The sequence below is a fragment of the Microbacterium sp. LS_15 genome (assembly GCF_041954735.1).
GTDB lineage: Bacteria > Actinomycetota > Actinomycetes > Actinomycetales > Microbacteriaceae > Microbacterium.
This window is the reverse complement of sequence record NZ_JAVAYD010000020.1, coordinates 1-18,109: the sequence shown is the minus strand read 5'-3', so window position 1 is coordinate 18,109 and position 18,109 is coordinate 1. Positions and strand designations below refer to the sequence as shown.

Below are 18,109 nucleotides of genomic sequence, written 5' to 3'. Positions count from 1 at the left end.
CTGGCTCGGGCTCCGTCGCGAGACGGGTCAGGCCGGCCAGGGGGAGAGAGAGAACATGACACTGCAGGACTACATCGACGCGCTGCGTCGGCAGTGGATCGTCATCGTCGCGCTGACGATCATCGGCGCCGGCGCGGCGTTCGGCTATTCACGCACTCTGCCGCCCGAGTACAGTTCGACAGCCGCCGTCATGGTGATCCCGCAACGTGGTGACAGCACGAACGAACTCGTACAGGGATCCAGCTACGTCCAGAGCCTGGTGCAGACATACGCCGTGCTCGCGTCCTCTCCCCTGGTGCTCTCGCCCGTGATCGACGACCTCGATCTCGATGAGACCGCGACGCAGCTGGCCAAGCGGGTATCCGTGGTGAACACGCTGAACACCGTCGTGATCGAGATCTCGGTGACCGACAACGATCGCCTGCGGGCGCAGGAGACGGCGTCCGCGATCACGGACTCGCTCATCGCCGCGGTGGCGGACGTGTCTCCGAGCGACGCCGAAGGCGCTCCGGCCGTGCGCCTCGAGACCATCGCCCCCGCCCGCGAACCGCAGGCGCCGATCGGCCCCAACACGCGGCTCTTCGCTCTCATCGGCGCCGCCATCGGCTTCGGCCTCAGTGTCGCGTACGCGCTCTTCAGACGCGTCCTGGGCACCCGCATCACCGAGCGTTCGGACATCGCCGCCATCACCGACGCGCCCGTCATCGGAGAGATCGTCGCATGGCGTCGCGCCTATACGATCCTCTCGACGATGCTGCGCAGCCGGGACAGCAGATCGGCCGAGTCATTCCGCGCCCTGGCCGCGAACCTCAAGTACGTAGCCGTCGACCGCGACCTGCAGGTCGTCATGATGACCTCGTCCGCACCGCACGAGGGCAAGTCGTCCGTGAGCATCGGTCTGGCCGCCGCGCTCGCCGAGTCGAACCACGACGTGCTGCTGATCGACGCCGATCTGCGGCGCTCTTCCGTCGCGAATGCTCTGCAACTGGAGGGAGCGGTCGGCGTGACCTCGATCCTCGTGGGCGACGCCACCTTCGACGAGGCGGTGCAGCACTCCGACGCGGTGAACATCGACATCATCGCCGGCGGAGCCGCCGCTCCCAACCCGGGCCAGCTCATCACCTCGCACCGGCTCCGAGAGCTCGTGGCCGAGGCGCGCGAGCGCTACGAGTACGTCATCGTCGACAGCGCACCGGCTCTCGTCGTGTCGGATGCTCTCTGGCTCGCCGACCTGTCAGACGGCGTGCTCGTGGTCGCGCGATCGGGACGGACGCGGCGCAAGCAGATCAGCGCGGTGCTCAGCACCCTGAAATCGACGAAGAAGGATGTCGTGGGCATCGTACTCAACGCCGTCACGCGCAAGGAGAGCAGTCCGTACTACGCCCCGGACGCACCGAAGCGCTTCTTGGGGCGCCCCGCGGCGCGCAGGGCGGCTCGGACCACGAAGGAGATCGGCGGCGACGCCGGCGACGCATGAGCGTCCTCCTCGCACTGGGGGCGAGGGCCGTGTCGATGGCCATCTCGCTGGTCTGCGGCGTTCTCACGGTGCGCCTCATCCTCGGCGGATCCGGCGTGGAGTACTACGCGCTGTACACGCTGGTCGCCTCCCTCCCCGGCCTGATCTCCTTCTCCGACCTCGGCTCGGGCGCCGTGCTCGTCAACAGCATCGCGGTCAGCGACGATCCCCGGTCCGACCGACGGATCGGCGCACAGCTCACGACCGTGGGGCGCATCATGGTCGCGTTCGCGGGTACCGGCATGGTGGTCAACGCGGTCCTCTACCTCAGCGGCGCGTGGGGCGCGATCCTGGGTGAGGCCGGCAGCATCCCCGGCGCCGATCTCGCTGCTTTCGTGTCGCTGATGATCTTCTGCCTCGGCATCCCGCTGGGGATCTGGCAGCGCGTGCTCCTCGGCTTGCACAAGAACCACCTCATCATCCTGATCCAGGCCGCCCAGGGTCCCCTGAACCTGCTGCTGGTCTGGCTCCTCGTGTCGTTCGCGCCACCGTCCGCGGGGACGTTCCTCGCGCTGTCGTCGATGGTCTCGGGGTTCGTCGTCGCCGCGCTGGGGTTCGGCTTCGCCCTGACGGCGATCGCGCCCCTCCTCGGCAACGCTCTCCGCGACGTTCCTCGAATCCGGCGCGTCCCCGGCGTCCAGGTGATGCACGTGGGCTGGCCCATGCTCGTGCAGCTCGTCTCGGCCCCGCTGTCCGTCGCCCTGCTCCGCTACGTGCTGGCGCAGTCGGGCAGCACTCATGAGGTCGCCGAGTACGGAGCGGTCGGTCAGGTGTTCTTCGCGATCAACGGGGTCGTCGCCGCGGGCGGCCTGGCCCTGTGGCCGCTGTTCACGCGTGCGCGCGCCCGCGGCACCCTCACCAGGGGACCGTATCTCGTCGCCGCGATGTTCGCCGGCGGTGCGACGCTGATCTGCGCGATCGTCTGGGCCGTCTCGCCCTGGCTGTTCGCGTTCATCACGGACGGCACGCTCGACATCGCCGGCACCACAGTGATCGCGTTCGGGGTCATGGTGGTCTGCCAGGCCGCGCTGTACCCGCTCGGCATGTTCCTGATGGATGAGGCAGGGATCCGGTTCCAGATGATCCCGGTGGCGCTGATGACGGTGTCGACGATCGTCCTCGCCCTGGTCGTGACGCCGATGCTGGGGGCAGCGGGCCCCGTCCTGGCGAACGCCTTCTCGGTGCTCGTGTTCCAGGTGATCCCTTTCGCCGTCTACATCTCGCGTCACCGCGAGCGCCTCCTCGGCGGACCTCCGACACCGGAGGGAGCACCGGAGTGAAGATCGTCGCTGCCCTCGCCTGCATCATCGTCGCCGCGCGAGTGACGCTCGTCCAGGGCGTCACCGCGGGGATCGTGCTCAGCCTGCTCCTGCTCCCCGTCTGGATCGTCGCGATGTGGCGCATGCGCGGAGGGCGGGCGACGGTCGTGCTCGGCGGCCTCGCCATCATCAGCGGCCTGCTCCTGACCGACTTCTTCGCCGCCGACCATCCGACCAACGACTCGATGATGCAGCAGAACACGTTCTCGCTCGTCGGCCTCCTGTGCGGGATCGGCGTCGTCGTGTGGGCGCGGACGATTCTGGGCAGCGCTCCGACCGCTCTGGCGTACGGGATCGGGCTCTCCGCGGCCGTCGTGCTGCACGGGGTCGATACCGACAACGTCTGGAAGTTCGATCTGTCCGTCCCGGCGACGGTCGTCATCCTCGCCCTCTGCATGATGAGTCGCAAGCTGTGGCTCGAGGTGGTCGCCCTTCTCCTGCTCGGCGTCGTGTCCGCGCTCAACGACTCGCGGTCGGCGGGATCGATGCTCCTCGTCGCTGCGGCACTCGTCCTCTGGCAGGCCGTCGGCGCACGGCTGTCGAAGAGCTCGTCGACAGTGCGCACCCTGGCCGTCTTCGGCTTCGTCGCCGTCATCGGATACTCGGCGCTGCAGGCGTTCATCCTCGAGGGGTGGTTCGGTCGCGCCGCGGCGGTCCGCTCCGAGGCTCAGATCGCCCAGTCCGGCTCTCTCATCCTGGGCGGCCGGCCAGAGCTGGGCGCCTCGAGCGAGCTCATCGCGGCGAATCCCTTCGGGCTCGGATCCGGAACGCTCGCGAACGGAGTCGACCTGATCATCGCGAAGACCGGCATGGCACGCCTCAACTACGATCCGAACAACGGCTACGTCGAGCGGTACATGTTCGGAAACGGCTACGAGGTGCACTCGATGCTCGGCGACCTCTGGATCAGGTTCGGGGTCTTCGGTGCGGCTCTGCTCGTGCTGCTGCTCGTCGTGGTCGCTTTCGGCACGGCCGGGCAGGTGGCGCAGCGACGAGCGAGCGGACTCACCATCTTCCTCACCATCCAGGTCTTCTGGGACTCGCTCTTCGCGCCCTTCTTCTCCACATCTATCGCGACCCTGATCCTGGGTGTGGCGCTGGTCATGATCCCGCGACCGGATCGATCCGCGCTGGCATCCGCCCCCACCGACTTCGTGAGCTTCCAGCGCTGATCCCCGCAGCTGCAAGCGCTGATTCCGGGAGCTTCCCGCGTCACTCGCCGAGAGCATCCGGCCTGAGGGGAGCCCCTCCCGGAACGGGGCTTCTACGCCATTCAACACCGCAGGCCCCGCGACGGATCTCACGGGGCCTGCGGTGCTACGACGACGCTTACTGCTTGGTGATCGTGAGGTCGTCCCAGGTGAACACGGTGGCGGAGAGGGTGGATGCTCCGGACACGGTATTCATCAGCCCGACCGTGCCCGCGGTCTGCATGGCGGCGGTGGTGTCGGTCGCGGTGACCTGCCACGCGGCGGGTTCGACGTCGGTCGCCTTCCACACCTTCGCCGACAGGGTCGTCGGAGCGGTGCCCGTGACCGAGAGCGCCACGTTCAGGACGGTGCCCGGCGTGTAGGTCACTCCCGGCATGAGGTAGGACCCGAGGGCGGTCTCGTCGCGGAGCAGGTAGAGGCGCACGCCGCCACCGGCCTCGAAGCGGACGCGGGCGGAGTAGTTCGACGAGCCGACCTGACGGCCGATCACCGTGGCCGTCGCCGCACCGCCGGTGGCGACCTGGTCGGCCGCGATCGAGACGCGGATCACCGCGTCCGTCCCTGACAGACCCAACCGGGCCGTGCGCGTCTGCGACGGGGCCAGCGACACGAGGCCAGCGGTGCCGGAGACCGAGTACGACGCGGATCCACCCTGGAGGGTCCACGCGCCGCCCAGGTCGGCCGAACCCCATCCACCGGCCGGAACCGTGCGGGTGAACGTGTCGGTGACGAGCGGAGCGTTCGCCGGAGGAGCGGTCACGGTGACCTGCTTCACGACAACGTTCGTCGCGCCCTTGTCATCCGTCACGGTCAGCGTGACCGAGTAGGTGCCCGCCGTCGTGTACGTGTGCGACGCCGTCGCACCGGTGGCCGCGCCCCCGTCGCCGAAGTTCCACGCGTACGACTGGATCGTCCCGTCCGGGTCGGACGACGCCGACCCGTCCACTGCGACCGCGAGGCCCGTGGCCGTGGGGGTGAACGCGGCGACCGGCGCCTGGTTCGGGGCCGGAGCGACGGTCACGGCGGTCGTCTTCGTGGCGACGGCACCGCGGTCGTCCGTCACCGTCAGCACGACCGAGTAGGTGCCCGCCGTCGTGTAGGTGTGCGAGGCCGTCGCGCCGGTGGCCGTGCCTCCGTCGCCGAAGTTCCACGCGTACGACTGGATCGTCCCGTCCGGATCGGACGACGCCGAGCCGTCGACGGTGACCTTCAGGCCGGCCGCCGTCGGCGTGAACGCCGCCGTCGGCTGCTGGTTCGGAGCGGTCGGAGCGGTCGGGTCGACCACGGCGAAGGACTTCAGGCTCATGATGGCGTTCGGGGTGGCCGAGGTGCCGCCCAGGTACGTCAGGAGACCGACGGAGCCCGCCGCCTGCATCGCGGCAGTGGTGTCCGTGCCGGAGAGCTGCCATGCCGTGGGCTCGGCATCCGCCGAGCGCCAGACCTTGGTCCGCACGGTGGTCGGCGAGGTGCCGGTCACCTGGAGTCGGACCGACAGTTCGGTGCCGGGCGTGTAGGTGCCGGGCAGCACGTACGAGCTGCCGATCGCGGTCTCTCCGCGCAGGATGTAGACGCGCATCGTGTTGCCGGCCTCGAACCGCACGCGGGCCGAGTAGTTGTCCGAACCGACCTGGCGGCCGATCAGGGTCCACGAGTACCCGGCACCGGTGCGGTCGACCGAGAACTTCGTCGTGATGTCGGAGTTCTTGGACGCGACGCCCGTCAGGAGCACGCTGCGCGTGTCGTAGATGTTCGAGGCGATGCGGCCGGTGGTGCCGTTGACGGAGAAGGCCGCGTTGCCACCCGACGTGGTCCAGGCGCCGCCCTTGTCGGCGGCCCCCCATCCCGCTGCCACCGTGCGCTGGAACTGGTCGTTCGCCAGCACCGTGAACTTCGGGGGCTCGACGGCGGTCACCTGCGTGGAGGCGGATGCCGTGCCGCCGCGGTTGTCGGTGACCGTGACCGTGACCGTGTAGGCGCCCCCCGCCGCGTAGTCGTGCGTCGTGGTCGGGGTCGTCGTCGTGGCCGTCGTCGTGTCGCCGAAGTCCCACGTGTAGGAGACGATCTGGCCGTCGGAGTCCGACGACGCCGAGGCGTCGAGGGCGGCCGAGAGGTTCGTGATCGTCGCGGTGAGCGCCGCACTGGGCAGCACGTTGGGCGCGAGCGCCGCGGTGACCTGCTTGCTCGTGGTCGCGCTGCCGCCGCGGTCGTCGGTCACGGTCAGCGTGACCGTGTACTCGCCGGGCGTGGTGTAGGCGTGGGTCGCGGTCTTGCCGGTGGCCACCCCTCCGTCGCCGAACGACCAGGAGTATGTCGCGACGGTGCCGTCCGGGTCCGTGGCGGCCGAGGCGTCGACGGCGACGTTCATGTGGGTCGAGGTCGCGTCGAACGCGGCGGTCGGGAGCACGTTGGCCGCCCGCACCGTCACCGACTGCGTGATGCTGTCGGTCGCGCCCCGGTCGTCCTTCACCGTGAGCTTCACGGAGTACGTGCCGCCCGAGGTGTAGCTGTGCGCAGCCGTCGGGCCGTCGGTCGAGGTCGCGCCGTCGCCGAAGTCCCAGGCGTAGGAGGCGATCGATCCGTCCGGATCCGTCGAGGTCGACGCGTCGAACGCGACGGCCAGGTCGGTCGGGATGGAGCTGAAGGCCGCCGTCGGAGCCTTGTTCACCGAGCCGAAGGCGCCGAGCTGGTAGTGCTCGCTCACCTGCGTGGCCGTCAGCGGCTTGCCGTAGACGGCGACCTCGTCGATCGTGCCCGTGAACGTCGTCGCACCGGCCCATCCGCTGTCGTTGCCGACCCGCCAGTAGCCGCTGTAGTCCTGCGCGACGGTGTTGGCGTTCGTGCCGACCAGCGTGCCGTCGACGTAGAAGGCCATGCCGTCACCGGAGAGCGAACCGACCACGTGGTGCCACTGGCCGTCGTTGTACGAGCCCGTGGTGCTGATCGTGACCTGCGCGTTGTTCCAGACGCCGAAGTTCAGCACGCCGTTCGGCGTCATGAAGATGTGGCGGTCGTTGCTGCTGCTCAGGCCGCTGTTGCTGTCGCCGAAGCCGAGGATCTTGCCGCCGGCCGTGGTCGTGGTCTTGAACCATGCCTCCGACGAGAAGACCTGCGGCGCCACGTACTGCTTGGTGCCCGCGAGGCGCACGGTCGTGGAGCTCGTGGTCGGCGCCCAGCGCACCGCCTTGTTGCTCACGCCCGAGATGGCGCCGGTCTGGTTCTTCACGAGCACGCTCGTGCTGCCGGAGTACGTACCGGTTGAGCCGTTGATGCCCGAGTCCGCGGCGGTCGTGCCGGTGCCGGTCTCGTTCAGGCGCCAGTAGAGCGTCGGGTCGAGGTCGAACACGGACTTGCCGTAGGAGTCGGCCGGTGCCGCGGGGATCGTGCTGGTGCGGCCGCTGGCCACCCAGTGCGCGTCGATCTCCTTGCGGGTGAGCGCGCGGTCGTAGATCGCGACGTTCGAGATGGACCCATTCAGGTATCCGCTGGAGCCGACGTTCGGCCAGGAGCCGAAGTTGTCGCCGCCGATACGCCAGTAGCCGGTGTAGTCCTGGGCGGATGTCGTGTCGGAGCGCTCCCCGATCTTCACGCCGTCGACGTAGAGAACCTGCCCGGCCGGGCTCAGCGAGGCCACCACGTGGTGCCACTGGTTGTCGTTGAACCCGGTGCCGGTCGTGATGGTGCGCGTGGTCCCCGGGTACACGCCGAACGTGACGCGGCCCGAGTTGTCGAGGTAGACGTGCCGGTCGTAGCTGCCGGAGTTGCCGGTGGCGGCGTTGCCGAAGCCGACGATCTTGCCGCCGGACGTGCTGCTCGTCTTGAACCACGCCTCGGCCGTGAAGGTCTGCGGACCCTGGATGCTGTTCGCGGTGCGCGCGCCGGAGTTCGAGGACCCGGAGAACGTCGTCGCCGTGGCCGTGCCGACCGGACCGGTCGTGCCGCGCGTCGCGTTGGCGACGACGAGATCGTTGCCGCCCGACCAGTCGAAGCCCGCGGCGCCGCTGTTCTCGTTGAGCGGCCAGTAGTCGACGGGCGCACTCGTGAGCACGGCGTCGTCGTAGGACGTGGAGACACCGGCAGCCGCTGTCGTGACGGGGGTCCAGTCGCTCTGCGTGCTGTTGCCGAAGGCATCGGTGGCCTTGACGCGGTAGTTGTACGTGGTGCCGGGCACCGCCGTGCTGTCGCGGTACGTCATGGCGGGGCGGGTCCAGAAGTTCGAGAGCTGATCGATCTCGTAGATGGGCGTGGTCATGCCCTTGTCCTGCCGGAAGACCTGGTACTTGAGGCTCTGGTTGTCGCGGTCGTAGTTCGCCGCCCAGGAGAGTCGGTTCACGCCGGTCTGGAAGGAGGTGGCGCTCAGCGACCACGCTCCGCCCTGCACCTGCGGGCCCTGCTTGTTCGGCGCGACGGTCTTCGTCGCGAAGCGCACGATGCCCTGCTGACTCGCGCCGTTGACCTTGAGGAACTCACCGCCGACGAGGAGGTAGTTCCCGGATGCCGTGACCTGCCACGGGCCCTGGTACTGCTTCGTGTAATCGCCTGGCACGTACTCCGGGTACCACTGGAGCAGGTCGCTCGTGGGCTGTCCCGCGAAGTTGCGGTATCCCTGGGTGTCGTTCGTGATCGCCTTGCCGTTGGGTGCTTTCGAGAAGGCGAGCGAGTGCTTGAACGACCGGGGGTTGGTCTCGGGAAACCCGTTGACGTTGCCGCAGTAGTGCGGGTGGCCCACGACGTAGATGGTGTCTGCGGTGGGGGTGATGTCGTAGCTGTCGCCGTGGCAGTCCTCCATCCAGATCAGGCTGCCGTCGCTCCAGCTCGCGCGAAATCCGCCCTCGAAGCCGTCTTGGGAGGTGCCACCGAAGTCGAAGCCGGTGCCGTAGACGCTGTCGCCGTCGGACGACAGCGAGTACATCGCAGCAGCGGTGCCGCCGTTTCGCAGGACGCTGTTCATCGCCCACGGCAGCAACGTGCCGGTGTTCGCGTCGAGGGCGGTGATGCCGCGGCCGGGGTTGGTGGAGCCGTTCACCGAGGTGAACGATCCGGCGATGACGACCTTGGAGCGGTCGGGCGACACGACGATACCCTTCGCGCCGTACCCGCCCTGCACGTCGGCCGAGAAGTCGGTGACGGCGCCGGTGCTCGCACTGACGGCGGCGACCTTGGTGCGCTGAGCCCCGTTGACGGTCGTGAACTCGCCGGCGAGGTAGATCGACGAATCGGTGACAGCGACGGAGTCGATGCGGCCGTTGGCTTCGGGTGCCCAGTTCGTGATGAGGGCGCCGGTCGCGGTGTCGAAGGCGGCGACACGGTAGCGCCAGGCACCGGCCGCCTGCGAGAACATGCCTGCTACGTAGATGCGGGATCCGTCGGCCGACTTCTTGATGTCGAGGACGGTGTTGTTCGTGCCGGGGTTCCACGAGGAGATCAGGTTCCCGGTGGTGAGGTCGTAGGCGAGGAGGTTCGCGCGCGGGGTCTCGTTCGTTCCGGCGGCCGCACCGGCGGGGCGGGCCTTGGTGAAGCTTCCGCCGACGTACACGGTGTTGCCGACGACCTCCTGCGCGTAGACGACGCCGTCGATCTGCACCGTCGGCAGCGCGTCGCCGGCGACGGTCTCCGGCGTCCCCGGCGCCGGGGCAGTGTCCGCCGAGGCTGCTGCGGGTACGGCGAGCGCGCCGACCGTCAGAGTGAGAGCGGTGACGACAGCGCCCAACAGCTGTGCCACGCGAGGGCGTCGAGCGCCCTGCTTTTCGGCCGCGACGACGCGACCACCCCAATTGATGTGCACTTTTTCTCCCCAGAGTTCGGCACTGCGCGCGCTACGGCGACGCGTGATGAAGGCCGCCCCCCATAGGCGGCCCTTTCCCCTGCGCTGATCGTAGCGGCATACCGGTCGCGTTGGCAAGACGCAAGTCGCGGGGATCCCTGGAGTGTCAGACCTTCGGCCCGACCGGCATCGACTTTCGGTCAGCCGACCGCGCCACGGAACACGAACGCCGGCTGTCCGGCCCGGTAGTCGACGGTGATCGTGACGTCTCCGCGCTGCGCCTCCGGAATCGTGTACACGTACACGCCCTGGGCCGTCTTCCCCGGTTCGAGAGTCCCCTCGAAGGGAGCGCCCCCGGGGCGCACCAGGCCGCCGGCCGGCGTGCGGTCATCGCCGATATAGGCGTTCACCGCGATGAATCCGAGGTCGACGGCGGCGTCCGTGTCGTTGGTGAGTTCGAGGGTGAACTGGACGGCAGGTCCACCGATCTCTCCGGCCTGAACCGCTTCGCCCTCCACCGCCGCCATCTTCACGATCCGAGCGGTGAGTCCCTCCCCGTTGTCGGCGGGGTCGTCGGGCGACACGGGCGCCAGTTCGGGCATCGTCTCGGAGGTCGCCGAAGGATCCGGCGTCGGCTCCGCTGCGGGATCCCCGTCCTGCGCCGCGTCCTCCGTCGCGCTGGACGACGTCGTGGGAGAGGGCGACGCGTCACCGTCATCCGGAGCGCCGGACGAGGTCACGGCGAAGTACACGATCACGCCGGCGACGACGATCGCGATTCCCGCCACCCACCACCACATCGCACGACGAGGCGCTCGGGCGGTGTCGTTCGTCGACTCTTCGGTCATGTCCGTTCCATCCCCTGATGCATCCGCTCACGGTCGCGGCGGTCGGGGTGGATTCTATCCGGTCATGCCCCAGAGGATCGTCGCGCGATACGGCGCCCGTCACGCCAGCCCCGCCATACCGCTCGCAGCGGGCGCCACGGTCGGAGAAGCTGCCTGCGCCCACCCCGCAGCAGTACCTCGCGTGCTGCGGAGACGGAGGACGCATCCCATCGCCGCGCGGTCTCGGGGCCGAGGAGCTTCTGCGCGAGCAGCATGCGGTTCCGCACGTTGTAGTAGTAGTAGACCGGCGACTTCGCGTGAACGTCGGGGTCGCCGATGCCCTGCGTGCCTCCCTCGTCGTGCACGGCTCTCGCATCCTCCGCGAGGACGAGCGCACCCCCGGCATCCTCCACGCGGAGGGAGAAGTCGACGTCCTCCCAGTACAGGAAATAGTCGTCGTCGAAGCCTCCGACAGCATTCCAGGCGGCCTCGTTGATCATCAATACCGCGCCGGTCAGCCAGCGGCGCACCGGCGCGTGCGGATTGCGTCGTGCCCAGGCGCGTCCGTGCGTCGACCCGTCGCGCAGATCGAGGACGTGTCCTGCCGACCAGGTACGCCCTGCTCCGTCCTCGATCACCGGGGCGGCGACGACGGGGGCGTCGCCCTCGACCGCGGCGAGCAGCCGCTGGGCCGATCCGGCATCGATCGTCGCGTCCGGATTGATCAGCAGGAATCGCGTGCGTCCGGCCGCCCGAGCGGCCTCGACCCCGATGTTGACACCGATGCCGAACCCCGTGTTGCCCTGTTGCAGGAGCGCCGTCCAGCCGTGACGCGCAGCGAGGCTCGACACCCGGACGGCCTCGGATTCGCTCGATCGGTTGTCGACCACGTAGACCGCGGCACCGGGGAGGGCGTCGCTCACCGGAACGAGATTGCGCTCGAGCAACTTCGAGGATCCGTAGTTGACGACGACGATCGCGAGCGCCGATTCAGCGACCATCGGGAGACACGCTCGACAGTCGGGTCATCGCCCGGAACCACCGGACGGCGGCGAGCAGGCAGAAGGCGGCGGCCGCCGCGAAGAAGAAGGCGTACGCCACGGCGAAGACCGATGCCCAGCCCCAGAGGACGTAGACGAGGCACACGATGCCGTAGTCGACGGGGAGCAGGATGAGGGAGCGGAGCGAGCTTCCGCCCCCGGCGTCCGCCGCGGACCTGATCCCCTTCGACGACTTCAGGAGGTCGTTGAGGATCATGCCGAAGAAGGTCGCCGTCGCGACGATCGCGAATCCCAGCGGCACGAGCAGGTAGGCGTCGGGGAGATCGGTGAAGCGGAAGATGGCCACGGCGGTCGCGATCGGCAGCGTCACGATCTTGATGGAGTCGATGAAGTGGTCGAGCCACTCCCCCGCCAGGGACCCCCCTCCGCGCAGGCGGGCCACCTGGCCGTCGGCGGAATCCAGTGCGTAGCCGATCGCGAGCAGCAGCCAGACGAGGATGCCCGTCCACCAGGCCGGTTCGACCAGAGCCAGGACGAGGATGCCGGAGAACGTGAAGACCGCGCTGACCGCCGAGACGCCGTTCGGCGTCATCCCGAGTCGGTGGGCGATCGCGGCGAAGACGCGTCCGACGGGACGGTTGACGTAGACGCTGTAGCCGGGGGCGCCCTTCGCGCGGCCCTTCTGCGCCGAGGCGAGACGCCTCATGGAGTCGGCGAAGCTCTCCGTGGTCATTCGGCGTGTCCCCTCCGTCGAACCCCGCAGAGAGGGCGTCGATCACCAGATAGAGTATGCCTTGGCCGAGGGGGCACGCATCCGGGGAGCGCTGCCGACGCCTCGGCGAAGGGGAGGACCATCTCATGACCGTCGTCGACCCTCCACGCGGAGACCGCAGGCCTCGAGTCCTGATCAGCGCGTACGCGTGCGGCCCCGATCAGGGGCCCGAGGCGACCGCCGGCTGGGCGATCGCACGGGCGGCGGCGACGACCGGTGACGTGTGGATCCTCACCAGGGAGCGGTTCCGCGAGTCGCTCTCCGCCGCCCTCACAGCCGACCCCCGGCTGGCCGCCAGGGTGACGGTCGTGCACATCGACCTGCCGACGCGCATCCTGCGCTGGAAGCGTCGCAGCTGGGACCTTTACTGGTACTACGCGCTGTGGCAGCGCCTCGCCGGGCGCACCGCAGCACGCCTGCACGCCGAGGTGAACTTCGATCTCGCGCACCACGTCACGTTCGCGAACGACTGGATGCCGTGCGGCATCGCCGACCTCGACGTCCCCGTGATCTGGGGGCCGGTGGGCGGGGCGAGCCGCGTCCCCGTCCGCACACTGCGTCGCTGGCTCGGCCCGCGCGGCACCGCCACCGAGGTCGCCCGCACGGTGCTCACGGCGCTCCCGCGCGCACTCTGGGGCGACACCACCGCCCGCCGCGCAGCCCTCGTGGTCGCGCAGAACCCCGACGTCGCGCATCGGTTCCGTCGTGCGCGTCGGGTCGTCGTGGAGCCGAACGCGGCGTTCGCGGAGGAGATCCCCGCCCACCAGGGGTCGACAGAGGGAAGGACGGCGGTGTTCGCCGGACGTCTGCTCGCCTGGAAGGGAGCCGCGCTCGCCATCGAGACCATCGCCCAGTCCGAGGCCGACGGCTGGCGCCTGCTCATCCTCGGCGAGGGATACGAGCGACGTCGCCTGCAGCAGCTCGCATCCGACCTCGGCGTTACCGACCGCGTCGAGTTCCGCGGCCATCTGCCGCGTGAGGAGACGCTCGAGACCCTCGCGAACTCGGACGCACTGCTCTTCCCGTCGATGCACGATCAGGCCGGGTGGATCGTGGGCGAGGCGAGCTCGATGGGCCTGCCCGTGGTGTGCCTCGATCTCGGTGGCCCGCCGACGCTCGCTGACGTCAACGCCCGGGTCGTCCCCGCGAACGCCGCCGACCTGCCGCGCCGCCTCGCACGCGCCCTCCGCGACACCTCGTCGACGCCCGGACGCCCGCACCGCCGGTGGGCGGAGGACAGACTGCCGGCCGTCGTCGCCGGGTGGTACGCCACGGCGCAGGCCGACAGGCGACGTCCGCTCGTCGTGATGGAGTCGCTCACGCAGCTGCGCCCGACGACGAATCCGTACCTGGTGCAGCTGTGCGAGTCCCTCGATCGGACGCCGGACGTCGAGCTGTCCTTCTTCCGTTGGAAACGCGCCCTGCTCGGCCGACTCGACGTGTTCCACGTCCACTGGCCGGAGCTGCTGGTGGGCGGTCACCGCCTGTCCGGCCGCATGGCTCGCCGGCTGCTGACCGCCCTGTTCCTCGTGCGCATCCGCCTGACGAAGGTCGCCGTCGTGCGCACCCTGCACAATCTCGAGCGCCCATCGGACATGGCGCGGATCGACCTCGCGCTGCTGAGCGCCCTCGATCGCCTCACCACGCTCACGATCACGCTCAACGACGACACGCCGCTCCCCGCCGGGCACGCGCGCCGCACGATCCTGCATGGGCACTATCGAGACTGGTTCGCTCCGCATCCGACGCCCGCTGCGGTCGCGGGGAGGCTCGGCTACGTCGGCCTCGTGCGTCGATACAAGGGCGTGGAGCAGCTGATCGCCGCCTTCCGCGAGCTGGACGCCGCGGGATCCGCCCTCGCGATCGCCGGGCGTCCTTCCACCGACGACCTCGCGGACGAGCTGCGCGGACTGGCCGACGGAGACGAGCGCATCGACTTCCACTTCCGTTTCCTCGACGATGCGGAGCTCGTCGGTCGCATCTCCGAGTCGGAGCTGATCGTGCTGCCCTATCGGCACATGCACAACTCCGGCACGGCGCTGGCCGCGCTGTCGCTCGCGCGGCCGATCCTCGTGCCCGACAACGAGGTGAACCGCGCCCTGGCCGATGAGGTCGGTCAGGGCTGGGTGCATCTGTTCGACGGCGAGCTCACGGCATCCGACCTCGTCCGCGTGCGCGAAGCGGTCGCCGCGGGCGTCGAGGGGGCTCCGGATCTGAGCCGGCGCGACTGGGCTGCGGTCGGAAGCCAGCACTCCGAGGCGTTCCGTGCCGCGCACGCCCTGCGGCGGGCCGGGCGATGACGGAGATGCTCCGCATCGCCGTGGCCATCCCCACGTTCCGCCGCCCTGATCGACTGCGCGACCTGCTCGCGGTGCTGCCGCAGCGGTTCGACGAGCTCGAGGCCCCCGCCGACGTCGCGGTGTTCGTGATCGACAACGACCCCGATCGCAGCGCGGAGAGCGTCACCGCCGCCGCGTCCGCGGAGACGTCCGCTGCGACACGGATCGTGTACTCACCGGAGCCGAGACCCGGGATCGCAGCGGCGCGACAGCACGCGCTCGACGTCGGCGACGGCTTCGACCTCCTCGCCTTCATCGACGACGACGAGGTGCCCCACCCGCACTGGCTGAGAGCTCTCGTCGACACGTGGCGCCGCACCGGAGCCGTCGCGGTCGCTGGCCACGTGCACACCGAGTTCCCCCCGGGAACCGACCCCTGGGTCCTCGCCTCCGGGCTGTTCGCGCGTCCGCGCCGCGCAGACGGCGAGAAACTGCCCGCCGCGGGCGCGGGCAACCTCCTGCTCGATCTGAGGTGGGTCCGAGCCGCCGGGCTGTCGTTCGACGTCTCGCTCGGTCTCTCCGGCGGCGAGGACACCCTGTTCACGCGCCGCATCGTGCGGGCAGGAGGCGCGGTCGTCGCCTGCCCCGCCTCCGTCGCCGAAGACACCCTCGAGGAGGGCCGCGCCACGCGGCGGTTCGCGCTGGCCCGCGCCCGCCACCACGGCCGGACGCAGTCCGTGGTCGAGCTGCGTCTCGCGGACGGCGCCGGCGCTCGAGCCGTCTCCCGCGTGCGCAACCTCGCGAAAGCCGGCGGCTGGGTGGTCCGCGGCATCCTGCGGCACCTGCGGGGACTCGTGTCGGGATCTCTGTCGCACCGCGCCCGCGGCGCGCGCGAGGTGCAGCGCGGGCTGGGCCTCGTCCAGGGCGCGCTCGGAATCGGCACCGCCGAATACGCCCGTGAGCGTGCCGGACGCCGTCGGTTCCGCGGCGTCGCGGCCGCCGCACTCCGCCGCCTCTCGCCGCTGTTCCGTTCCGTCGATGCGGTGCGCACGGCCGAACCCGTCGTCGTGCTGACCCTCGATGACGGCCCCGACCCCGAATGGACCCCCCGCGTCCTCGACCTGCTCGCCGACCGGGGCGCCTCGGCGACGTTCTTCGTCCTGCTCACCCGTACCCGCCGTCACCCCGAGCTGCTGAAGCGCATCGTCGCGGAGGGGCACGAGGTCGCGCTGCACGGTGAGGACCACCGCCGGCTGACGTCGCTGCCGGCCGGCGAGGCGGAGAGGATGCTGGCGGAGGGGCGCGCCGAGCTCGCCGCGCAGTCCGGCGCACGCATCCGCTGGTACCGCCCTCCCTACGGCGCGCTCTCGGTGCCGACGTGGCGCGCGGTACGCCGCGCGGGGATGGTGCCGGTGCTCTGGACGACCAGCGTGCTCGACGGTCGGGACGCGAGCCACGAGGAACGCCTCGGGCGCGCCCTGAGGGGCACCCGTCCCGGCGCCATCGTGCTCGCCCACGACTCCCGCGCGGGTGTCGACGACGGCGTCGACGACGGCCCGATCGCGGCGTTCGACCGCGCGGCTCTCATCACCGACGTGCTGGACGCCTATGCGCAGCGGGGCTGGTCGACCGTGTCGCTGGGCCGCGCCCTGCGCGCCGGACGCCTCCGCCGCCGCATGGTGCTCGTCGGCTGATCACCGGATCCGCAACGCGGATCCGCAGGGCCGATGCACAGCGCTGCGTGGGACGCAGCGCTGCGCACCTCACCGGGCGGTGATCGGAGGCCTCGGAGCACCCACTGTGGCCGTGCCTGGCGAGATGCCCAGCAGTGCCGACAGGATGCCGGGAAGAGAATACGTCGAGCGCACCGGGGAAGCGGCCGTCAACTGCCAGGTCACCGGATCGATCACGGGCGCTCCCTGCACCAGCACCGATCGGGCATCCCCACCGGTGTGTCCGCGGAACTCCTCGATGGTCGTGAATCCGCGCGTGCCCCGCGAGCCGTCGGCCCAGCACGCGAAGTTGGAGGGCGACGACGCGGAGGAGCGATGGTACAGATTCGCGTCCTGCGAGACGCCGAAGTCGTTTCCGTACCACCGGTTGGTGAGGTCCTGTGTGAGCATCGGGCAGGCCTGGCCGCCGTAGGACAGGATGTTGTTCCGCACCACCACGTCGCTCGTCACCCAGGGGATGAGGCCGCGGAGGCTGTCCACCTCCTGTCGGCGTTCGTCCTGCATGTACGTGATCGTGCGCCCGTTTCCGGCGAGGGTGTTGTTCCACACGTCGACATCCCCCGAGTCGAAGACGAACAGGCCGCTGTTCCCATTGCCGATGATGTAGTTGCCCGCGATGACCGCGGTCTGGCTCAGCTCGATCTCGAGACCCTCTCGCCCGTTCCCCTCGAGCACGTTGTCGGTGATCGTCAGGTGGGAGCTCGAGACGTCGAACCACAGCCCGGTGGATGCGACGTTGCCGGAGATGACGCTGCGGGTGACTGTCACGTCGGACGCCCGAGACATCTTCACACCGCCCGCGACCGGCGTGTAGTTGAAGCGTGCCGAGTTGTTGCCGGTGACGACGGAATCCTCGAGCCGCAGGCCCGCGACGTCGTTGACCGCGATCCCGAGCAGACCGTTGCCGGTGGCGGTGATATTGCGGAAGACCTTGTCGTCGTTCCACGCGAACAGGCCCACCGTCGCGTTGTCGCGGATGACCATGTTCTCGAGGGTGATCCCGTCGACCTCGGCGCTCACCGCTCCGAGCAGCGCGACTGTCGTCGCGTACCGCTGCACCCCGACGCCGCGCACGGTCGTCCCCTCGCCCTGGATCTTGATGGCCTTGGCGAGGGCGCTCGCCTCGACCGCGTGCCCGGACGGGTCGGAGCCGATCACGAGCTGTCGGGCGTTCTGGTCGACGTAGAACGTGCCGGCGGTGACGGCCGAGCGGCTGCCGACCTGGCTGAGGGGAGCCCCGTCCACCCAGACCTGGTCGGGGAAGCCCGCGAGCGGCGCCGAGGGATTCACCCACCAGCTCGTCTCGTCGCGGCCCTGGCTGAAGGATACGCGCGAGTCGAAGAACGTGCTCCACGGCGCAACCCACGTGCCCCCGGACGCCGTCCATCCCGACACGGGGCGTGAGCCGTCGAACCACACGGCCTCTCCCGGCGCCGACTGGATGGTCAGCTTCTTCGAGAACGGCACGGAGATGCTCTCACGGTAGGTTCCTCCGTGGAGCACGAGTGTAGCCCCGGTGCGCGCGGCGTCGATGGCTTTCTGCGCCCCCGCGATCGGATCGGCCGCACCGCCGGAACCGGAGGCACGCGAGTCGGCGGGCACCACATGGATCGCCCCCGCCGGGACCGGGTAGGAGGTCGTGCCGATCGGAGCCGAGCCCGCGGTCCCGCTGCCTGCGGGTGGGGTGACC

The 18,109-nt window shown here is 69.8% G+C and carries 10 protein-coding genes; 5 read left to right on the top strand and 5 right to left on the bottom strand.

Going from position 1 to position 18,109, the window contains the following annotated elements:
- Positions 1-55: 55 nt before the first annotated feature.
- Genes RAC69_RS16020 through RAC69_RS16010 form a run of 3 tightly spaced genes read left to right on the top strand, consistent with a single transcriptional unit; the run spans position 56 to position 4,007 of the window.
- The gene (locus RAC69_RS16020) at positions 56-1,477 is read left to right on the top strand and encodes a polysaccharide biosynthesis tyrosine autokinase (protein WP_375087706.1); all 1,422 of its coding nucleotides are present in this window, start codon (positions 56-58) and stop codon (positions 1,475-1,477) included.
- Positions 1,474-2,796: a lipopolysaccharide biosynthesis protein gene (locus RAC69_RS16015; RefSeq protein WP_375087705.1), complete on the top strand. Its 1,323-nt coding sequence runs from the start codon at positions 1,474-1,476 to the stop codon at positions 2,794-2,796. The genes RAC69_RS16020 and RAC69_RS16015 overlap by 4 nt, the downstream gene beginning before the upstream one ends.
- A complete protein-coding gene (locus tag RAC69_RS16010) occupies positions 2,793-4,007 on the top strand; it encodes a hypothetical protein (protein WP_375087704.1) in 1,215 nt (404 codons plus the stop codon). The genes RAC69_RS16015 and RAC69_RS16010 overlap by 4 nt, the downstream gene beginning before the upstream one ends.
- A gap of 157 nt (positions 4,008-4,164) precedes the next feature.
- Here the strand turns inward: RAC69_RS16010 and RAC69_RS16005 are convergent, their stop codons facing one another.
- The 4 genes from RAC69_RS16005 to RAC69_RS15990 all read right to left on the bottom strand — a co-directional run bounded on the left by RAC69_RS16005 (position 4,165) and on the right by RAC69_RS15990 (position 12,368).
- Positions 4,165-9,765 carry a PKD domain-containing protein gene (locus RAC69_RS16005; protein WP_375087703.1) on the bottom strand — a complete coding sequence of 1,867 codons (5,601 nt, stop codon included), beginning with the start codon at positions 9,763-9,765 and terminating at the stop codon, positions 4,165-4,167.
- 242 nt (positions 9,766-10,007) lie between these two features.
- On the bottom strand, positions 10,008-10,655 hold the full coding sequence (locus RAC69_RS16000) for a hypothetical protein (protein ID WP_375087702.1): 648 nt from the start codon (positions 10,653-10,655) through the stop codon (positions 10,008-10,010).
- A 62-nt stretch (positions 10,656-10,717) separates the two neighbouring features.
- On the bottom strand, positions 10,718-11,635 hold the full coding sequence (locus RAC69_RS15995) for a glycosyltransferase family 2 protein (RefSeq protein WP_375087701.1): 918 nt from the start codon (positions 11,633-11,635) through the stop codon (positions 10,718-10,720).
- Positions 11,625-12,368 carry a CDP-alcohol phosphatidyltransferase family protein gene (locus RAC69_RS15990; RefSeq protein ID WP_375087700.1) on the bottom strand — a complete coding sequence of 248 codons (744 nt, stop codon included), beginning with the start codon at positions 12,366-12,368 and terminating at the stop codon, positions 11,625-11,627. The genes RAC69_RS15995 and RAC69_RS15990 overlap by 11 nt, the downstream gene beginning before the upstream one ends.
- A 125-nt stretch (positions 12,369-12,493) precedes the next feature.
- Here RAC69_RS15990 and RAC69_RS15985 point away from each other — a divergent pair, with 125 nt between their 5' ends.
- Positions 12,494-14,707 (top strand): glycosyltransferase, encoded by a 2,214-nt coding sequence (locus RAC69_RS15985; protein WP_375087699.1) that lies wholly within the window; start codon positions 12,494-12,496, stop codon positions 14,705-14,707.
- On the top strand, positions 14,704-16,380 hold the full coding sequence (locus RAC69_RS15980; RefSeq protein WP_375087698.1) for a polysaccharide deacetylase family protein: 1,677 nt from the start codon (positions 14,704-14,706) through the stop codon (positions 16,378-16,380). The genes RAC69_RS15985 and RAC69_RS15980 overlap by 4 nt, the downstream gene beginning before the upstream one ends.
- Before the next feature lie 69 nt (positions 16,381-16,449).
- On the opposite strand, the gene RAC69_RS15975 is transcribed toward RAC69_RS15980, so the two are convergent.
- The coding region (locus RAC69_RS15975) for a right-handed parallel beta-helix repeat-containing protein (RefSeq protein ID WP_375087697.1) at positions 16,450-18,109 on the bottom strand (1,660 nt) is incomplete at its 5' end.

Excerpts from the sequence above, each read along its gene's own strand:
- RAC69_RS15995 (WP_375087701.1), bottom strand. The coding sequence starts at position 11,635 with ATGGTCGCTGAATCGGCGCTCGCGATCGTCGTCGTCAACTACGGATCC.
- RAC69_RS16015 (WP_375087705.1), top strand. The coding sequence starts at position 1,474 with ATGAGCGTCCTCCTCGCACTGGGGGCGAGGGCCGTGTCGATGGCCATC.
- RAC69_RS15980 (WP_375087698.1), top strand. The coding sequence starts at position 14,704 with ATGACGGAGATGCTCCGCATCGCCGTGGCCATCCCCACGTTCCGCCGC.
- RAC69_RS15985 (WP_375087699.1), top strand. The coding sequence starts at position 12,494 with ATGACCGTCGTCGACCCTCCACGCGGAGACCGCAGGCCTCGAGTCCTG.
- RAC69_RS16020 (WP_375087706.1), top strand. The coding sequence starts at position 56 with ATGACACTGCAGGACTACATCGACGCGCTGCGTCGGCAGTGGATCGTC.
- RAC69_RS15990 (WP_375087700.1), bottom strand. The coding sequence starts at position 12,368 with ATGACCACGGAGAGCTTCGCCGACTCCATGAGGCGTCTCGCCTCGGCG.
- RAC69_RS16000 (WP_375087702.1), bottom strand. The coding sequence starts at position 10,655 with ATGACCGAAGAGTCGACGAACGACACCGCCCGAGCGCCTCGTCGTGCG.